This window comes from Mycolicibacterium sp. SMGY-1XX (assembly GCF_059132455.1).
This window is the reverse complement of sequence record NZ_CP101139.1, coordinates 4,364,920-4,381,910: the sequence shown is the minus strand read 5'-3', so window position 1 is coordinate 4,381,910 and position 16,991 is coordinate 4,364,920. Positions and strand designations below refer to the sequence as shown.

Annotated in this window: 17 protein-coding genes; 11 read left to right on the top strand and 6 right to left on the bottom strand. The window is 66.6% G+C overall.

The window, feature by feature from the left end; genetic code table 11:
• Nucleotides 1-197 precede the first annotated feature (197 nt).
• The 8 genes from metH (at nucleotide 198) to NL241_RS21095 (ending at nucleotide 10,296) form a co-directional block, all read left to right on the top strand.
• A complete protein-coding gene (metH, locus tag NL241_RS21130) occupies nucleotides 198-3,962 on the top strand; it encodes a methionine synthase (RefSeq protein ID WP_494394948.1) in 3,765 nt (1,254 codons plus the stop codon).
• Between the two features lie 271 nt (nucleotides 3,963-4,233).
• Entirely contained in the window at nucleotides 4,234-4,917 is a 684-nt protein-coding gene (locus NL241_RS21125; RefSeq protein WP_487694937.1) for an HAD family hydrolase, read from the top strand.
• A gap of 99 nt (nucleotides 4,918-5,016) precedes the next feature.
• Nucleotides 5,017-6,486, top strand: coding sequence for a sugar porter family MFS transporter (locus NL241_RS21120; protein ID WP_487694936.1), 1,470 nt, complete (start codon nucleotides 5,017-5,019; stop codon nucleotides 6,484-6,486).
• Between the two features lie 27 nt (nucleotides 6,487-6,513).
• Nucleotides 6,514-6,795, top strand: coding sequence for a phosphoribosyl-ATP diphosphatase (locus NL241_RS21115; RefSeq protein WP_487694934.1), 282 nt, complete (start codon nucleotides 6,514-6,516; stop codon nucleotides 6,793-6,795).
• Nucleotides 6,796-6,800: 5 nt separating this feature from the next.
• Nucleotides 6,801-7,646, top strand: coding sequence for an ATP phosphoribosyltransferase (gene hisG, locus NL241_RS21110; protein WP_487694989.1), 846 nt, complete (start codon nucleotides 6,801-6,803; stop codon nucleotides 7,644-7,646).
• 94 nt (nucleotides 7,647-7,740) lie between these two features.
• Nucleotides 7,741-8,220 carry a DUF4126 domain-containing protein gene (locus tag NL241_RS21105; RefSeq protein WP_487694932.1) on the top strand — a complete coding sequence of 160 codons (480 nt, stop codon included), beginning with the start codon at nucleotides 7,741-7,743 and terminating at the stop codon, nucleotides 8,218-8,220.
• A gap of 4 nt (nucleotides 8,221-8,224) precedes the next feature.
• Nucleotides 8,225-9,595 carry an FAD-containing oxidoreductase gene (locus tag NL241_RS21100; RefSeq protein WP_494394947.1) on the top strand — a complete coding sequence of 457 codons (1,371 nt, stop codon included), beginning with the start codon at nucleotides 8,225-8,227 and terminating at the stop codon, nucleotides 9,593-9,595.
• A gap of 77 nt (nucleotides 9,596-9,672) precedes the next feature.
• Nucleotides 9,673-10,296 carry a TetR-like C-terminal domain-containing protein gene (locus NL241_RS21095; RefSeq protein ID WP_494394946.1) on the top strand — a complete coding sequence of 208 codons (624 nt, stop codon included), beginning with the start codon at nucleotides 9,673-9,675 and terminating at the stop codon, nucleotides 10,294-10,296.
• 2 nt (nucleotides 10,297-10,298) lie between these two features.
• Here NL241_RS21095 and NL241_RS21090 read toward each other — a convergent pair whose 3' ends face one another.
• Genes NL241_RS21090 through NL241_RS21080 form a run of 3 tightly spaced genes read right to left on the bottom strand, consistent with a single transcriptional unit; the run spans nucleotide 10,299 to nucleotide 12,411 of the window.
• On the bottom strand, nucleotides 10,299-10,790 hold the full coding sequence (locus tag NL241_RS21090; protein WP_487694929.1) for a DinB family protein: 492 nt from the start codon (nucleotides 10,788-10,790) through the stop codon (nucleotides 10,299-10,301).
• Nucleotides 10,787-11,557, bottom strand: coding sequence for a thioesterase family protein (locus NL241_RS21085; protein ID WP_494394945.1), 771 nt, complete (start codon nucleotides 11,555-11,557; stop codon nucleotides 10,787-10,789). Before NL241_RS21085 ends, NL241_RS21090 begins: the two co-directional genes overlap by 4 nt.
• Nucleotides 11,554-12,411: a RecB family exonuclease gene (locus tag NL241_RS21080; protein WP_494394944.1), complete on the bottom strand. Its 858-nt coding sequence runs from the start codon at nucleotides 12,409-12,411 to the stop codon at nucleotides 11,554-11,556. Before NL241_RS21080 ends, NL241_RS21085 begins: the two co-directional genes overlap by 4 nt.
• Nucleotides 12,412-12,482: 71 nt before the next feature.
• Between NL241_RS21080 and NL241_RS21075 the strand changes: the two genes are divergently transcribed.
• Nucleotides 12,483-13,313: a tRNA (adenine-N1)-methyltransferase gene (locus NL241_RS21075; RefSeq protein ID WP_487694925.1), complete on the top strand. Its 831-nt coding sequence runs from the start codon at nucleotides 12,483-12,485 to the stop codon at nucleotides 13,311-13,313.
• Nucleotides 13,314-13,356: 43 nt separating this feature from the next.
• Here NL241_RS21075 and NL241_RS21070 read toward each other — a convergent pair whose 3' ends face one another.
• Genes NL241_RS21070 through NL241_RS21060 form a run of 3 tightly spaced genes read right to left on the bottom strand, consistent with a single transcriptional unit; the run spans nucleotide 13,357 to nucleotide 14,659 of the window.
• Entirely contained in the window at nucleotides 13,357-13,656 is a 300-nt protein-coding gene (locus NL241_RS21070; protein WP_487694923.1) for a DUF503 domain-containing protein, read from the bottom strand.
• Between the two features lie 8 nt (nucleotides 13,657-13,664).
• Nucleotides 13,665-14,132, bottom strand: coding sequence for a lipoprotein LppK (lppK, locus tag NL241_RS21065; RefSeq protein WP_494398354.1), 468 nt, complete (start codon nucleotides 14,130-14,132; stop codon nucleotides 13,665-13,667).
• Nucleotides 14,133-14,152: 20 nt separating this feature from the next.
• The gene (locus tag NL241_RS21060; RefSeq protein WP_487694922.1) at nucleotides 14,153-14,659 is read right to left on the bottom strand and encodes an MTB12 family secreted protein; all 507 of its coding nucleotides are present in this window, start codon (nucleotides 14,657-14,659) and stop codon (nucleotides 14,153-14,155) included.
• Nucleotides 14,660-14,807: 148 nt separating this feature from the next.
• Between NL241_RS21060 and arc the strand changes: the two genes are divergently transcribed.
• A complete protein-coding gene (gene arc, locus NL241_RS21055; protein ID WP_487694921.1) occupies nucleotides 14,808-16,634 on the top strand; it encodes a proteasome ATPase in 1,827 nt (608 codons plus the stop codon).
• A 147-nt stretch (nucleotides 16,635-16,781) separates the two neighbouring features.
• On the top strand, nucleotides 16,782-16,988 hold the full coding sequence (locus NL241_RS21050) for a zinc-ribbon domain-containing protein (RefSeq protein ID WP_494394943.1): 207 nt from the start codon (nucleotides 16,782-16,784) through the stop codon (nucleotides 16,986-16,988).
• The last annotated feature ends 3 nt before the right edge of the window (nucleotides 16,989-16,991 follow it).

The window sequence follows — 16,991 nt, the reverse complement described above, 5'->3', positions numbered from 1 at the left end:
GCAATCTGGTTAACCAGGGTGGCGACGACGTCGCCGCCGGGGTCCATCGCAGCGATGAGCTGGGCGTCCAGACGTCGAACGGGTGACGTCGTAGACTCATCGAGGTCGAGAGGCGTTGCAACGGTTCCAGGTCCCCCCTGGTATCCGCCACGCTCGGCAGAGTCAAGGACGCCTTCCGCTACGGAAGGAGTGCGCACGTGAACGCCGTCAAGTCGGACACCTCTGTGTCAGACACCTTTGTGCCGAACATCCGCCCGGACTGCACGGTGGAGCTGACGGCCGCGCTGCGCGAGCGAATCATGGTGATCGACGGCGCGATGGGCACGGCGATCCAGCGGGACCGCCCGGATGAGGCCGGCTACCGCGGCGAGCGGTTCACCGAGTGGCCGACCGCCCTGCAGGGCAACAACGACCTGCTCAACCTGACGCAGCCGCAGATCATCGAGGGAATCCACCGCGAGTACCTCGAAGCGGGCGCGGACATCCTCGAGACCAACACGTTCAACGCGAATGCGGTCTCGCTGTCGGATTACGACATGCACGAGCTGGCCTACGAGCTGAACTACGCCGGCGCCGCCCTGGCACGGGCGGCGGCCGACGAATTCAGCACCCCGGACAAACCCCGCTACGTCGCCGGCGCCATCGGACCGACGACACGGACCGCGTCGATCTCACCGGACGTCAACGACCCCGGAGCCCGCAACGTCTCCTACGACCAGCTGGTCGCCGCCTACCTGGAAGCGGCCAACGGCCTGGTCGACGGTGGTGCCGACCTGCTCATCATCGAGACGATCTTCGACTCGCTGAACGCCAAGGCGGCGGTGTTCGCCATCGAGACGCTGTTCGAGCAGCGCGGCCGCCGCTGGCCGCTGATCATCTCGGGCACCATCACCGACGCGTCCGGCCGGACGCTGTCCGGTCAGGTCACCGAGGCATTCTGGAACGCGATCAGGCATGCCAGGCCGCTCGCCGTGGGCCTCAACTGCGCCCTGGGCGCGCCGGAGATGAGGCCTTACATCGCCGAAGTGGCGCGGATCGCCGACACCTTCGTCTCCTGCTACCCGAACGCCGGGCTGCCCAACGCCTTCGGCGAGTACGACGAGTCCCCGGAGGCTCAGGCCGGCTATATCGCCGAGTTCGCCGAGGCCGGCCTGGTGAACCTGGTCGGCGGGTGCTGCGGCACTGCGCCGCCGCACATCGCCGAGATCGCCAAGGTCGTCGACGGCAAACCGCCTCGCGAGCTGCCGGAGATCCCCGTGGCCACCCGGCTATCCGGTCTGGAGCCGCTCAACATCACCGACGACTCGCTGTTCGTCAACATCGGTGAGCGCACCAACATCACCGGCTCCGCCCGGTTCCGCAACCTGATCAAGGCCGAGGACTACGACACCGCGCTGTCGGTCGCGTTGCAGCAGGTGGAGGTCGGTGCGCAGGTCATCGACATCAACATGGACGAAGGCATGATCGACGGCGTCGCCGCGATGGACCGGTTCACCAAGCTGATCGCGGCCGAACCGGACATCAGCCGTGTCCCGGTGATGATCGACTCCTCCAAGTGGGAGGTCATCGAGGCGGGCCTGAAGAACGTGCAGGGCAAGCCGATCGTCAACTCGATCTCCATGAAGGAGGGCGAGGAGAAGTTCATCCGCGAGGCCCGGCTGTGCCGCAAGTACGGCGCCGCCGTCGTGGTGATGGCCTTCGACGAGCAGGGCCAGGCCGACAACCTGGAGCGCCGCAAGGAGATCTGCGGGCGGGCCTATCGGATCCTGACCGAAGAGGTCGGCTTCCCGCCCGAGGACATCATCTTCGACCCGAACTGCTTCGCGCTGGCCACCGGCATCGAGGAGCACGCGACGTACGGGATCGACTTCATCGAGGCGTGCGCCTGGATCAAGGAGAACCTGCCGGGAGTGCACATCTCCGGTGGCATCTCGAACGTGTCGTTCTCGTTCCGCGGCAACAACCCGGTCCGCGAGGCCATCCACGCGGTGTTCCTGTTCCACGCCATCAAGGCCGGCCTGGACATGGGCATCGTCAACGCGGGTGCGCTGGTGCCGTACGACTCGATCGACCCCGAGCTGCGCGACCGCATCGAGGACGTCGTCCTGAACCGTCGCGAGGACGCGGCCGAGCGGCTCCTGGAGATCGCGGAGCGGTTCAACAGCAAGGACAAGGCCGACGACGCGGTTGTCCAGGAATGGCGCAGCCTGCCGGTCCGCGAGCGGATCACCCACGCGCTGGTCAAGGGCATCGACGCGCACGTCGATGACGACACCGAGGAACTGCGGGCCGAGATCGAGGGCGCCGGTGGGCGGCCGATCGAGGTGATCGAGGGCCCGCTGATGGACGGGATGAACGTCGTCGGCGACCTGTTCGGTTCGGGCAAGATGTTCCTGCCGCAGGTCGTGAAGTCTGCCCGGGTGATGAAGAAGGCCGTCGCGTACCTGCTGCCGTTCATCGAGGCCGAGAAGGCGGAGAACGGCACAGCCGACTCCAAGGACACCAACGGCACCATCATCATGGCGACCGTCAAGGGCGACGTCCACGACATCGGCAAGAACATCGTCGGGGTTGTCCTGCAGTGCAACAACTACGAAGTGATCGACCTCGGTGTGATGGTGCCCGCGAGCAAGATCCTGGACGCGGCCAAGGAGCACAACGCTGACATCATCGGGCTGTCCGGCCTGATCACCCCGTCGCTGGACGAGATGGTCAACTTCGCCGTCGAGATGGAACGCGAGGGGCTGCAGATCCCGCTGCTGATCGGTGGCGCCACCACCTCGCGCGCCCACACCGCGGTGAAGGTGTCGCCGCGTCGGTCCGGTCCGGTGGTCTGGGTCAAGGACGCCTCCCGTTCGGTGCCGGTGGCCGCCGCACTGCTCGACGACAAGCAGCGGCCGGCCCTGCTGGAGGCCACCGAGAAGGATTACGCGGCCCTGCGCGAACGGCACGCCCAGAAGAACGAGCGGCCGATGCTGACGTTGGAGAAGGCCCGCGCCAACCGCACGCCGATCGAGTGGGACGGCTACACCCCGCCGGTGCCCGCCCAAGGCTTGGGCGTGCGGGAGTTCTCCGACTACGACCTCGCCGAGCTGCGCGAGTTCATCGACTGGCAGCCGTTCTTCAACGCCTGGGAGATGAAGGGCCGCTTCCCGGACATCCTCAACAACCCGGTCTCGGGCGAGGCCGCCCGCAAGCTGTACGACGACGCCCAGGAGATGCTCGACACCCTGATCAAGGAGAAGTGGCTGACCGCCAACGGGGTGATCGGATTCTTCCCCGCCAACGCGGTCGGCGACGATGTCGAGGTCTACACCGACGAGACCCGCACCGAGGTGCTGACCACGCTGCACAACCTGCGCCAGCAGGGCGAGCACCGCGACGGCATCCCGAACCGGTCACTGGGTGATTTCATCGCGCCCAAGGACACGGGTCTGGCCGACTACGTCGGCGCGTTCGCCGTCACCACGGGGCTCGGCAGTGGTGAGAAGATCGCCGAGTTCAAGGCGGACAACGACGACTACAACGCGATCCTGCTGGAGTCGCTCGCCGACCGGCTGGCCGAGGCGTTCGCCGAACGGATGCACCAACGGGTCCGCAAGGAGTTCTGGGGGTATCAGCCCGACGAGCAGCTGGACAACCAGGCGCTGATCGATGAGAAATACCGGGGAATCCGCCCAGCGCCGGGCTACCCGGCCTGCCCGGAGCACACCGAGAAGACGACGCTCTGGGAGTTGATGGACGTCAAGGAGCGCACCGGTATCGAGCTGACCGAGTCGATGGCGATGTGGCCTGGTGCTGCCGTCAGCGGCTGGTACTTCTCGCATCCGCAGTCGCAGTACTTCGTGGTGGGCCGGTTGGCGCAGGACCAGGTGGCCGACTATGCCAAGCGCAAGGGCTGGACGCTGACCGAAGCCGAGCGCTGGCTCGCGCCCAATCTCGGCTACAACCCGGAGGACTGATCGCAATCGAGTGTCACACCAGGGCGGGAAATTCGACCGGATCCCGCCTTGGAGTGACACTCGATCCGGTTCGCACGGCTGCCGGTGAGACCTGTCACAAATCCGGAGGCGCGGCCCCGGCCGGGTTGCCGGAGGGAGGACGGATGTCGTTGGCGCCCAACGTGATCAGATGGTCGACGAACGCGCGTGACGATGTTGCCTGTGGCCACGGTCACCGGAACGGCGATGACACCACGGTCGTCACCGGTCCGGCAATGAAACAATGGTGGCCATGCGTGCAGTGCTCTGGGACATGGATGGCACACTGGTCGACTCCGAAAAGCTCTGGGACATTTCGATGCACGCGCTCTACGAGCGGATGGGCGGGGTGCTGACCCCCGAGGTGCGCGAGTCGACCATCGGTGGTTCCGGAGCGGGCGTCATCCGCATCGTCTACGACGATCTGGGACTCGAGCCCGACCCGGCCGCCATGACGGAATCCATGGACTGGCTGTTCAACTACACCGGTGAGCTGTTCGCCTCCGGCCTGCCGTGGCGCGACGGTGCCCGCGAGCTGCTCGAGGAACTGCGGGCTGCCGACGTGCCGATGGCCTTGGTGACCAACACCTATCGCGACCTGGCCGAGAAGGCGTTGAACAGCATTGGCCGCCAGTTCTTTACGGTCACGGTGTGTGGCGACGAAGTTCCGCACGGCAAACCGGCCCCCGATATCTACATGCGGGCGGCCGAACTGCTCGGGTTCGACACCCGAGAGTGCCTGGCGGTCGAGGACTCGGTGACGGGAACGCTGTCCGCCGAGACGGCGGGATGCCCGGTGCTGGTGGTACCCAATGAGGTCGAGGTTCCCCTGAGCCCGCGGCGCAAGCACGTGAGTTCGCTGAAAGACCTGGGTGTCGGCGGGTTACGCGCCGTGCACGAACAGCTGGAGACCCAACTCGGCGAACGCACCGCCTGAGCGCCGAACTCCGCTGGCCGATACGCCCAATTTCGCGGTTTGACTGTGCCATCGTGTGGTAACACACGTTGCGCAGCGTTGCGGAAAGAAGGTTGTGTCATGGCTGGTCACGGCGGTCCCATAGACAACACTCCGTCGGCCATCACCGACGCGGACTTCTCGTCGGGCAAGACCGCTGTCCGAATAGCGTCTGTCGCTGCCCTGGGTGGCCTGTTGTTCGGTTATGACAGTGCCGTCATCAACGGCGCGGTGGACTCCATCCAGGAAGACTTCGGCATCGGCAACACCGAACTCGGCTTCGCTGTCGCCTCGGCCCTGCTCGGCGCTGCCGCCGGCGCCATGACCGCCGGCCGGCTCGCTGACAAGATCGGCCGTATCTCGGTGATGAAAATCGCCGCCGTGCTGTTCTTGATCAGCGCCTTCGGTACCGGTTTCGCGCACGAAGTCTGGACTGTGGTGGTGTTCCGGATCGTCGGCGGTATCGGTGTCGGCGTGGCCTCGGTCATCGCGCCGGCGTACATCGCCGAGACGTCGCCGCCGTCCATCCGCGGCCGGCTGGGGTCACTACAACAGCTGGCCATCGTGTCCGGCATCTTCTTGTCCTTCGCCGTCAACTGGCTGCTGCAGTGGGCCGCCGGTGGGCCGAACGAACCACTGTGGCTGGGACTCGACGCCTGGCGCTGGATGTTCCTGGCCATGGCGGTGCCCGCGGTGCTCTACGGCGCTCTGGCGTTCACCATCCCGGAATCGCCGCGCTATCTGGTTGCCAGCCACAAGATCCCGGAGGCCCGCCGGGTGCTGAGCACATTGCTCGGGCAGAAGAACCTGGAGATCACCATCCACCGCATCCAGGAGACGCTGGAGCGCGAGGACAAGCCGTCCTGGAAGGATCTGCGCAAACCCACCGGCGGTATCTACGGCATCGTCTGGGTGGGCCTGGGGCTGTCGATCTTCCAGCAGTTCGTCGGCATCAACGTCATCTTCTATTACTCCAACGTGTTGTGGCAGGCCGTCGGGTTCAGCGCCGACGAGTCCGCCGTCTACACGGTGATCACCTCCGTCATCAACGTGTTGACGACGCTGATCGCGATCGCGCTGATCGACAAGATCGGCCGCAAGCCGCTGCTGCTGATCGGTTCCACGGGCATGGCGGTCACGCTGATCACCATGGCGGTGATCTTTGCCAACGCCGCGGTGGGCCCGGACGGCACTCCGAGCCTGCCCGGTGCCTCCGGGGTGATCGCGTTGATCGCCGCGAACCTGTTCGTGGTGGCGTTCGGTATGTCGTGGGGCCCGGTGGTCTGGGTGCTGCTCGGCGAGATGTTCCCCAACCGCATCCGCGCTGCCGCGCTGGGCCTGGCCGCCGCGGGGCAGTGGGCGGCCAACTGGCTGATCACCGTGACCTTCCCCGGCCTGCGTGAACACCTGGGCCTGGCGTACGGCTTCTACGGCCTGTGCGCGGTGCTGTCCGGCGTCTTCGTCTGGAAGTGGGTCATGGAGACCAAGGGCGTCTCGCTGGAGGACATGCACGCCGAGGTGCTCCACGACACGAAACCGGCAGCCACCTGATACTCGTTTTCGCCGGCCTGCGGCCCCGTGAAAGAATCGCAGGCCGTGAAGACCTTCGAGGAACTGTTCGCCGAACTCGGTGAACGCGCACGCACCCGGCCCGCAGGTAGTGGCACCGTCGCTGCACTGGACGCCGGCGTGCACAGCATCGGCAAGAAGATCCTCGAAGAGGCCGGAGAAGTGTGGCTGGCCGCCGAGCACGAACCCGATGATGCGCTGGCCGAAGAGCTCAGCCAGCTGTTCTACTGGGCGCAGGTGCTCATGGTCAAGCGTGGCCTGTCGCTCGACGACGTGTACGGAAAACTGTGAACGGCATGCTGCGGGTGGCGGTTCCCAACAAGGGCGCACTCAGTGAATCGGCCGCCGAGATTCTGTCCGAGGCCGGTTACCGGCGGCGCACCGATCCGAAGGACCTGACGGTCATCGACCCGGTGAACAATGTCGAGTTCTTCTTCCTGCGCCCCAAGGACATCGCCATCTATGTGGGGTCCGGGCAGCTGGATTTCGGAATCACCGGCCGTGACCTGGCCCGCGAGTCCGACGCTCCGGTGCAGGAGCGCCTGGCGCTCGGTTTCGGGTCTTCGACGTTCCGTTACGCCGCTCCGGCGGGCAGCGAGTGGTCGGTGACCGATCTCGCGGGCAAACGCATCGCCACCGCCTACCCCAACCTGGTCCGTAAAGATCTGGCCGACAAGGGCATCGAGGCGACCGTGATCCGCCTCGACGGGGCGGTGGAGATCTCGATCCAGCTCGGCGTCGCGGATGCCATCGCCGACGTGGTGGGTTCGGGACGTACCCTGCGCCAGCACGGCCTGGTTGCGTTCGGTGAACCGCTGTGTGATTCCGAGGCGGTGCTGATCGAGCGGGCGGGACCAGAATCCGATCGGGCCCGCGACCAGCTGGCCGCCCGAGTGCAGGGGGTGGTGTTCGGCCAGCAGTACCTGATGCTCGACTACGACTGCCCGCGTGCGCTGATCGACCAGGCCACCGCGGTCACCCCGGGTCTGGAGTCACCCACCATCGCACCGCTGGCCGATCCGGACTGGGTGGCCGTGCGCGCCCTGGTCCCGCGCCGCGACGTCAACGCCATCATGGACGAACTCGCGGCCATCGGCGCCAAGGCGATCCTGGCCTCCGACATCCGGTTCTGCCGCTTCTGAGCTCACCCGGCCGCGTCGCCACCGGTTTCAGCCGGTGCGGCCCCGTTTGCCGTGTTAGCGTCCGGGTGGTCGTGACACCGGTCGGGAGGGTCGTATGACGCACGTTCTCGTTCTGCTGGTTGCGCTGTTGATCGGTGTCATCGCCGGTCTGCGCGCTCTCACCCCGCCCGCCGTGGTGGCCTGGGGCGGGTTCCTGGGGTGGATCAACCTCGACGGCACGTGGGCGCAGTGGGTGGCACACCCGATCACCGTCGGTGTCTTCACGCTGCTGCTGGTGGGTGAGCTGATCACCGACCAGCTGCCCAAGACCCCCAGCCGCAAAGTGCCGCCGCAGTTCGCCGCGCGGCTGATCAGTGGTGGGTTCGCGGGTGCCGTCATCGGTACCGCGTGGGGGTACACCTTCGGTGGTCTCGGCGCCGGCGTGGTTGGCGCCGTGCTGGGCACCCTGGGCGGCGCGGCGGCCCGCGGCTGGCTGGCCGGTAAGGCGGGTAAGGACCTTCCCGCGGCGCTGGTCGAAGACGTCGTGGCCGTCGTCGGCGGCTTCGGCATCGTGGCGCTGGCATCGGTTCTGTAGAGCCATGACAACACATTTCGACGCCATCGTGGTCGGTGCGGGACAGGCCGGCCCGCCGCTTGCCGGGCGCCTGACCGCGGCAGGTCAGACCGTCGCGGTGATCGAGCGCAAGCTCGTCGGCGGTACCTGTGTCAACTACGGCTGCATTCCCACCAAGACGCTGGTCGCCAGTGCGCACGCGGCCCACATCGCGCGGCGCAGCGCCGATTACGGGATCGGCACCGGCGACGTCACCGTCGACATGACCAAGGTCAAGGCCCGCAAGGACGGCATTGTCCGGGGTGACCGTGAGGGTGTCGAAGGCTGGCTCGAAGGCATGCCGGGCTGCACGCTGATCCGCGGCCACGCCCGGTTCATCGACTCGCACACCCTGCAGGTCGACGATCAGGTGCTCTCCGCCGACCGGATATTCCTCAACGTCGGCGGCCGCGCGGTGGCCCCCGCGATCCCTGGCCTCGACGACGTGGACTACATGACCAATGTCGGTGTCCTGGAACTGGATTCGGTGCCCGAGCATCTGGTCATCATCGGCGGCAGCTACATCGGGCTGGAGTTCGCGCAGATGTACCGCCGTTTCGGTGCCGAGGTCACCGTCATCGAACGCGGCCGGCGGCTGGCTTCCCGCGAGGACGACGACGTCTGCGCCGCCATCAAGGAGATCCTCGAAAAGGACGGCATCACAATCCATCTGGGTGCCGATGACATCCGGGTCAGCGCGGACGGCCAGAACATCTCGGTGCACACCAGTGCCGACGGCCCCACGGTCACGGGGTCACACCTTCTCGTGGCGACCGGTCGCACGCCCAACACCGACGACCTCGGACTGGAGGCGGCCGGGGTGGACACCGACGGCCGCGGTTACATCGTGGTCGATGACCAGCTGCGCACCAGCGTCGAACACATCTGGGCGATGGGGGACTGCAACGGCAAAGGCGCCTTCACCCACACTTCGTACAACGATTTCGAGATCGTCGCGGCCAACTTGCTGGACAACGAGCCACGGCGCGTCAGCGACCGCATTCCCACCTACGCGCTGTACATCGACCCGCCGCTGGGCCGGGCCGGGATGACGGTCGCGCAGGTGCGCGAGTCCGGCCGAAAAGCTCTGGTGGGCAAGCGTCCCATGACGCGGGTGGGACGCGCGGTGGAAAAGGGCGAGACGCAGGGCTTCATGAAGGTGGTCGTCGACGCGGAGACCAAAGAGATTCTGGGCGCGGCCATTCTGGGTGTCGGCGGTGACGAGGTGATCCACGGCATCCTCGACACCATGTCCGCCAAGGCGCCGTACACCACGCTGACCCACACCGTGCACATTCACCCGACGGTCAGCGAGCTGGTGCCGACCATGTTGGAGGAGATGAAACCGCTGGCATAGCAGTCCTGGCAAAGTGGTTCCAGTCGCAACCAACTGCCGTTACCATGACGGCGAAGGGGACGGACTGGGGGGTTCCGATGCCAGCAGACGGCAATGACCACGACATCGACGACGGTATCGACGACGGCATCGACGACGACACTGACGACGACACTGACGGCGAGCGAAAGCGCATACTCGCTGCGGCACATGACGAGTTGAGCCGCTGGGGGATCGATCGTTTCAACCTCGCCGCCATGGCGGACCGGCACGGTATCGCCCGAGAAGTGGTGTGGCGGTACTGGGATGACGAAGAAAGCGTCGTTCTGGAAGCTCTCCTGCACGCACCCACCAGGGCCATCTCGTTACCCGATACCGGTGCGCTGCGCGACGATCTGGCTCAGCTGGCGTCCGAGATGGCTGCTTACCTGGCGACCGACCACGGGCGTCGACTGCTGCGGGCCCATGTCATCACCAACCTCGACTACCCGAGAACATCGATCCGCCAGGACGCCTGGTCGTTCGGGACCCGTGCTCTCAGTGAGATCTTCGAGCGGGCTCGCCGTCGCGGTGAAGTGTCCGACGACATCGAAGTGCGGATGGCCCTGGAAATGCTCTTCGCGCCCATCAACATGCGCGTGCTGTTCACCGGCGAAGCGATCGACGACCAGTACTGCACCGAACTCGCGGAATGGGTTTGGCGCGCAGCGACTTCCCGGTGAGCTCAGCCCGCGGCCCGGATCAGGCGTAACTGGCCCAGTTCGGCGACATTCTTCGTCAGCTCGACATTCAACCAGGACGCGGTGTGCGCCAGCGTCTTCGGCGGATCCCACGGGTAAGGCACCGACCGGCTCAGATCGGCGTCGCTCAGCACCGACCGCCAGGCGGCGGCCAGCTCACGCAGCCGCGCCACAGCAGCAACTCCGGTTCCCGCCCAGAACACCTCGGCGCGGCCGGGAACCACCTCACCGGAAGCGTGCGCCAACGCCGTTGTCCACCACCAGTCGATGTGCCAGGTGAGCCAGGCGACGGTGGGCACCGGAACGGGATCGAGCTCGGCCTCGGAGAAATCGGGGCGCCACAAACCGTCGCCTCCGCGGTGCACCGTCCACACCACGCCGGCCGGCTCCCACAGGAAGTCGTCCTCGACGAGCGCGTCGAGATGCAACTGCGCCAGCGCCCACACGAGATCGAACTGCTCGAGCAGAACGCTCACTGGCGCTGCACCAGCAGGGTCTGCGCGGAGGTCCCGAGGAAGCCGCCGCGGTCGTACACCTCGGCGGTGGTGACCCCGATTCCGTCGGGCCCGATGGATCCTCGAGCCCGTAAGGCGAAGTCGTCCCCGGTGGGCAGTCGATGCAGGTGCACCACTGTGTCGGTGTTCATGAACACGTACTGCCGCGGATCCAGCGCCGAGCCCACCCCGTTGGCGGAGTCCACCACCATGGTCAGCCGCTGCAGTGCCGTCGTGGGCTCGTCATCGACCAACGAAACCTTCGGCGTCAGCCAGAACACCCGCGAGCCCGAATCGTCCTGCTGGCGGCGGAAATCGACGGACTCGAGATAACCGGCGGCGTTCCACCAGCCGTCGGGCAGCGGCACCAGCGGACCCTCGACCAGCGGAGGATGCCTGTCGGTGACCGCGTCGGCGGTGTCGCTGACCGCCAGGGCCCACGCCGAGACCCGGGCGACCGGGCGTGTGTCGTCGACCGGTGTCATCTCCGCGGCCAGCAGCGAGATCCGCCGTCCCGGCCGCTCCACCCACGTCCGTACCCGCAGCGGCGCCACCGGAATGGCGCCGAGGATGTCCAAGCTGAGCCGGCCGATACGCAGCGCCGCCGGGTCCAGCTGCTCTTCGATGAGCTTGGTGAGTAGCGCCAGCGGTGGCGAACCGTGCTGGATTTCCGGTGTCCAGTTGCTGCGGGTCAGGTCCGTCGAGTCGTACACATCTCCGGGCAACCGCCGGTAATAACAATCCGTCACGCTGCTGAGCCTGCCGGATGCTGCGGCCAACCCGGATACGGCGGTGGGGTACCGCCGAACTCCGGGCACAGACTCTGATGGGCGCACCAGTTGCACAGGGGGCTTCGATTGGTGCGGAAATCGCCTGTGGCGCCCGCAGATTGGATGGCCCGCCAGATGGCCACCAGCGTCTTCTCGAAGCGCTCGAGTTCCTCGAGGTCTGGTGCGTAATCCAGCAGCTGACCATCGGCGAGGTAGATCAGCCGCAGCCGCGTGGGCAGGATTCCCCGTGAGCGCAGCAGGGCCACCGCGTAGAACTTCATCTGGAACAGCGCCTTGAATTCGGCCAGGGCCCGCGCCTCCGGCGGTGCCTTGCCGGTCTTGTAGTCCACCACCCGCACCTCACCGGTGGCCGCGACGTCGATGCGGTCGACGAAACCCCGCAGCAGTGTGCCGTCGGCGAGCTCCACTTCCACGCGCTGTTCGCAGCTCTGGGGGTCGAAGCCGGTGGGGTCCTCGAGCCGGTAGTAGCCCGACAGCAGCTTGGCCGCCTCGGCGAGCAACTGCTCCCGCTGTTCGGGAGCCACCTGTTCGGCAAGGCCCGGCTCCTCGGCGGCAATCCGGTTCCAGGCCGGCGCCAGCAGCCCCAGGGCGGTGTCCTGACCGCGTTGGGCGGCGGGCAGGCTGTAGAGCTGTTCGAGGGCGGCGTGCACCACCGAGCCGCGTAGCTGCGCGGGTGACGACGGCTCGGGCAGCCGGTCGATGGCCCGGAACCGGTACAGCAAGGGGCACTGCTTGAAGTCGGCGGCCCGTGACGGCGACAGGGCAGGTCGAGATGCCACCCGTTCGGGCACCCTGGGGACTGTCTCGGCCATACTTGGCAGCTTATGCACGGGCTCAGACATATTTGGCAGGGTTGTTCGGTGGTTGTGGAAGAGGGCGCACTGTGTCGTTGACGGGACCGTTCACCGAAGGTGACCGCGTGCAGCTCACCGACGCCAAGGGCAGGCACTACACGATGGTGTTGGCGCCGGGCGCCGAGTTCCACACCCACCGCGGCGCGATCCCGCACGACTCGGTGATCGGCGTACCCGAGGGCAGCGTGGTCAAGTCCACCAACGGTGATCAGTTCCTGGTGCTGCGCCCGCTGCTCATCGACTATGTGCTGTCGATGCCGCGCGGTGCGCAGGTCATCTATCCCAAGGACGCGGCGCAGATCGTGCACGAGGGGGACATCTTCCCGGGCGCGCACGTGCTCGAGGCGGGCGCGGGCTCCGGCGCGCTGACCTGCTCGCTGTTGCGTGCGGTCGGCCCGACCGGCCAGGTGACGTCCTACGAGGTGCGCGACGACCACGCCGTGCACGCCATCCGTAATGTCGAGACCTTCTTCGGGGAGCGTCCGCCCAACTGGAATCTGGTGATCGGTGACCTGGCCGAATACACCGGCCCGCAGGTGGATCGCGCGGTGCTCGACATGCTGTCGCCGTGGGAGGTGCTCCACGCCGTGTCCGAGGCGCTGGTACCCGGCGGTGTGCTGATGGTCTACGTCGCCACCGTCACCCAGCTGTCGAAGACGGTCGAGGCGCTGCGCGAGCAGCAGTGCTGGACCGAGCCGCGGTCATGGGAGACCATGCAACGCGGCTGGAACGTCGTGGGCCTGGCCGTGCGACCGCAGCACAACATGCGCGGGCACACCGCGTTCCTGATCTCCGCACGGCGGCTGGCTCCGGGCACCATCACCCCGACACCGCTCAAACGCCGCAAGCAGCAGGTCTGATCGTCGGCCGCCGCCTCGGGGGGCAGCCCGTCGTAGAGCGCGGCTAGAACTGGTCTTCGCTGCGCGACAGTCCGCGCCGGACGGACAGCAGCTCGATCTCCGGGCGGGCGGCCACCAGACGTTCGGCGTTGTCCAGCACCTCGACCACATGAGCACGATCGCCGGCGACGGCGGCGATTCCGATCACCGTGCGCCGATGTAGATCGACGGAGCCCGTCTCGGCCGCCGAGACGGCGAAACGGCGGCGGAGTTCGGCGACGATGGGGCGCACCAGCGCGCGTTTCTCCTTCAGCGAATGCACATCGCCGAGCAGGATGTCGAACTCGAGCCAACCGATCCACATGCCAGGCCCTACCGTCCGTACGCCAGGAGCATGTCTGCGGTCCGGCGCGACAGCTGCCAGGTGTTGTCCACCCCCCGGAACTCCATCGGGAAAGAGAACGGTGCCGCCTCCGGGTCGGCCGCGGTGATCGTGACGTCGGCGTTCACCAGGCCCGGTTCACGGTCGGAGGCCACGATGCCGGTCACCGAAAAGGTCAGCGGGGCGAGTTGGTTGTCGCGCAGCGCGGTGGTGAAGGCGTCCAGGGCGGTCGCGTCGGCGCCGGTGGCGCCCTCGACCAGGTTCAGCTTGTCGCGACCCGGTACGGCGGGATCGGAGATCCGGGTGAGAACGTCCAGTAGCGCCGCGGGCTGAGGCGGCTCCTGCGGTGCGACGGCCGAGGACGTCACGGGCGGCGGCGGCGATGAGGGTGGCGCAGCGGTGTTGTCACTACACCCCAACAGCCCGAACGCCGCCACGAGAATCGTGGCGGCGCTCAGGACTGCGTTTCGGATCAGGGTCAGCCCGCCGAGGCGAGCAGCGACAGTGCCGAACCCTTCTGCACCAGCCAGCCGGTAGGGCTCTTGCCGGCGATGAAGGTGACCGGGCGGGTGGTGCTCACGCCGTTGGCGGCGGTGGCGGTGACGTTCGCGGTGGCCACCGGGCCGTTGAGATCGATGTCCACCACGTTGAAGGTCAACGGGAACAGGCCCTTGGCCTGCGCATTGGTGAACGCACGATCGGCGGTGATGCCCTCGATGCGGCCGACGCCGCCCTCGATGTATGCGGCCTTATTGCCACTGAACGAGCCGCCGGTGGCGAGCGCGTTGAGGGTCTGGGTCAGCGGAGCCGCCAGCTCAGGTGCGGGCACCTGTGGCATCGGGACGTCCCACGACAGCAGGTTGGCCTGCGGAGCTGTGGCGTTCGTCACGGTTGCAAGGGAAGTCACACCTGCCGCCGCGGCGCCGACGATGGCGACCGCTCCGGCAGCGGTTGCCACACCGGTGGCGAGGGATTTCAGGTTCACGGCTGTCCTTTCAGTCGGCCCGCCTCTTGATCAGAGGCTAACAGTGTTGCTGGTGTGTCGAATTCCTACACCGCACACAAAGTCTGAATCGCCGGTAGCGTTGAAGTTGTTACCGCACCAACTTTCGGTGCGGGGAATGGAGCGCAGCATGAGTGAGTCAGAGCGTTCGGGGGAGAACCCGCAGGGATTCTCCAGCGAGGATGCTGCCGAGCTGGAGGCCTTGCGTCGCGAAGCGGCGATTTTGCGCGAGCAGCTCGACACGGCCGGTGGTCAGGGCGGTGCGCGAACCGCCCGCGACGTCCATCAGCTGGAGGCCCGTATCGACTCGCTGGCGGCACGGAACGCCAAGCTGATGGAAACACTCAAGGAGGCTCGCCAACAGCTTCTCGCGCTGCGCGAGGAGGTGGACCGGCTCGGGCAGCCGCCGAGCGGTTACGGCGTGCTGTTGAACACCCACGAGGACGACACCGTGGATGTCTTCACCTCCGGCCGCAAGATGCGCCTGACGTGTTCGCCCAATATCGAGGTGGCGTCGCTCAAGCAGGGCCAGACGGTCCGGCTTAACGAGGCGCTCACCGTCGTGGAGGCCGGCACGTTCGAGGCCGTCGGTGAGATCAGCACTCTGCGCGAGATCCTGGCCGACGGCACCCGTGCCCTGGTGGTCGGTCACGCCGACGAGGAACGCATCGTGTGGCTCGCCGAGCCGTTGATCGCGCCCGACGATCTGCCGGAAGAGATCGCGGCCACCCTGTCGGAGGCCGAGCTGGATCTGCGTCCCCGCAAGCTGCGCCCCGGCGACTCGCTGCTGGTCGACACCAAAGCCGGTTATGCGTTCGAGCGCATCCCCAAGGCCGAGGTCGAGGACCTGGTGCTCGAAGAGGTGCCCGACGTCAGCTACCACGACATCGGTGGCCTGACCCGGCAGATCGAGCAGATCCGCGACGCCGTGGAGCTGCCGTTCCTGCACAAGGACCTGTACCGCGAGTACGCGCTGCGGCCGCCCAAGGGTGTGCTGCTGTACGGCCCGCCCGGGTGCGGTAAGACGCTCATCGCCAAGGCGGTGGCCAACTCGCTGGCCAAGAAGATGGCCGAGGTGCGCGGGGATGACGCCCGTGAGGCGAAGTCCTACTTCCTCAACATCAAGGGCCCGGAGCTGCTGAACAAGTTCGTCGGCGAAACCGAGCGGCACATCCGGCTGATCTTCCAGCGGGCCCGCGAGAAGGCGTCCGAGGGCACCCCGGTGATCGTCTTCTTCGACGAGATGGACTCGATTTTCCGCACCCGCGGCACCGGCGTCAGCTCCGATGTCGAGACCACCGTGGTCCCGCAGCTGCTGAGCGAGATCGACGGTGTGGAAGGCCTGGAGAACGTCATCGTGATCGGCGCGTCCAACCGCGAGGACATGATCGACCCGGCGATCCTGCGGCCCGGCCGCCTGGACGTCAAGATCAAGATCGAACGGCCCGACGCCGAGTCGGCGCAGGACATCTTCAGCAAGTACCTGACCGACGAGTTGCCGATCAACGACGACGATCTCGCCGAGTTCAGCGGCGACCGCTCGCTGACCATCAAAGCGATGATCGAGAAGGTCGTCGACCGGATGTACGCCGAGATCGACGACAACCGGTTCCTGGAGGTCACCTACGCCAACGGTGACAAGGAAGTCATGTACTTCAAGGACTTCAACTCCGGCGCCATGATCCAGAACGTCGTCGACCGCGCCAAGAAGAACGCGATCAAGTCGGTGCTGGAGACCGGTCAGCCTGGTCTGCGGATCCAGCACCTGCTCGACTCGATCGTCGACGAGTTCGCCGAGAACGAGGACCTGCCCAACACCACCAACCCCGATGACTGGGCGCGGATCTCGGGCAAGAAGGGTGAGCGGATCGTCTACATCCGCACCTTGGTCACCGGCAAGAGCTCGAGTGCGTCGCGGGCGATCGACACCGAGAGCAACCTGGGCCAGTACCTGTAGGCAACGACAACCGATCAGGCCAACAGCGAACAGCTGTTGGCCTGATTGTGTTGTGGGACAGAAACTTTCCGTGGCCGACAGTGATCACCTGTGTTGTCGCCGGAGCGCACCTGACTTCGTCGACGCGGCGGTCCCTACTCTGGAGTGGTGTTCTTCTTCCTCTTCGGCTACGGCACCAAACAGAAGCTCCTGGGCGCGGGGGAGGTGCGTACCTGCCCGCGGTGCCACAACACCACCCAGTGGCAACGGGTCAGGGAGTTCAAGCAGTTCAGCGTGTTCTTCGTGCCGGTCGCGCGGTGGAAGCGCCAGGAGTTCGAAGTGTGCGGCATCTGTGGGGCCGCGGTTACGGCGTGAGAG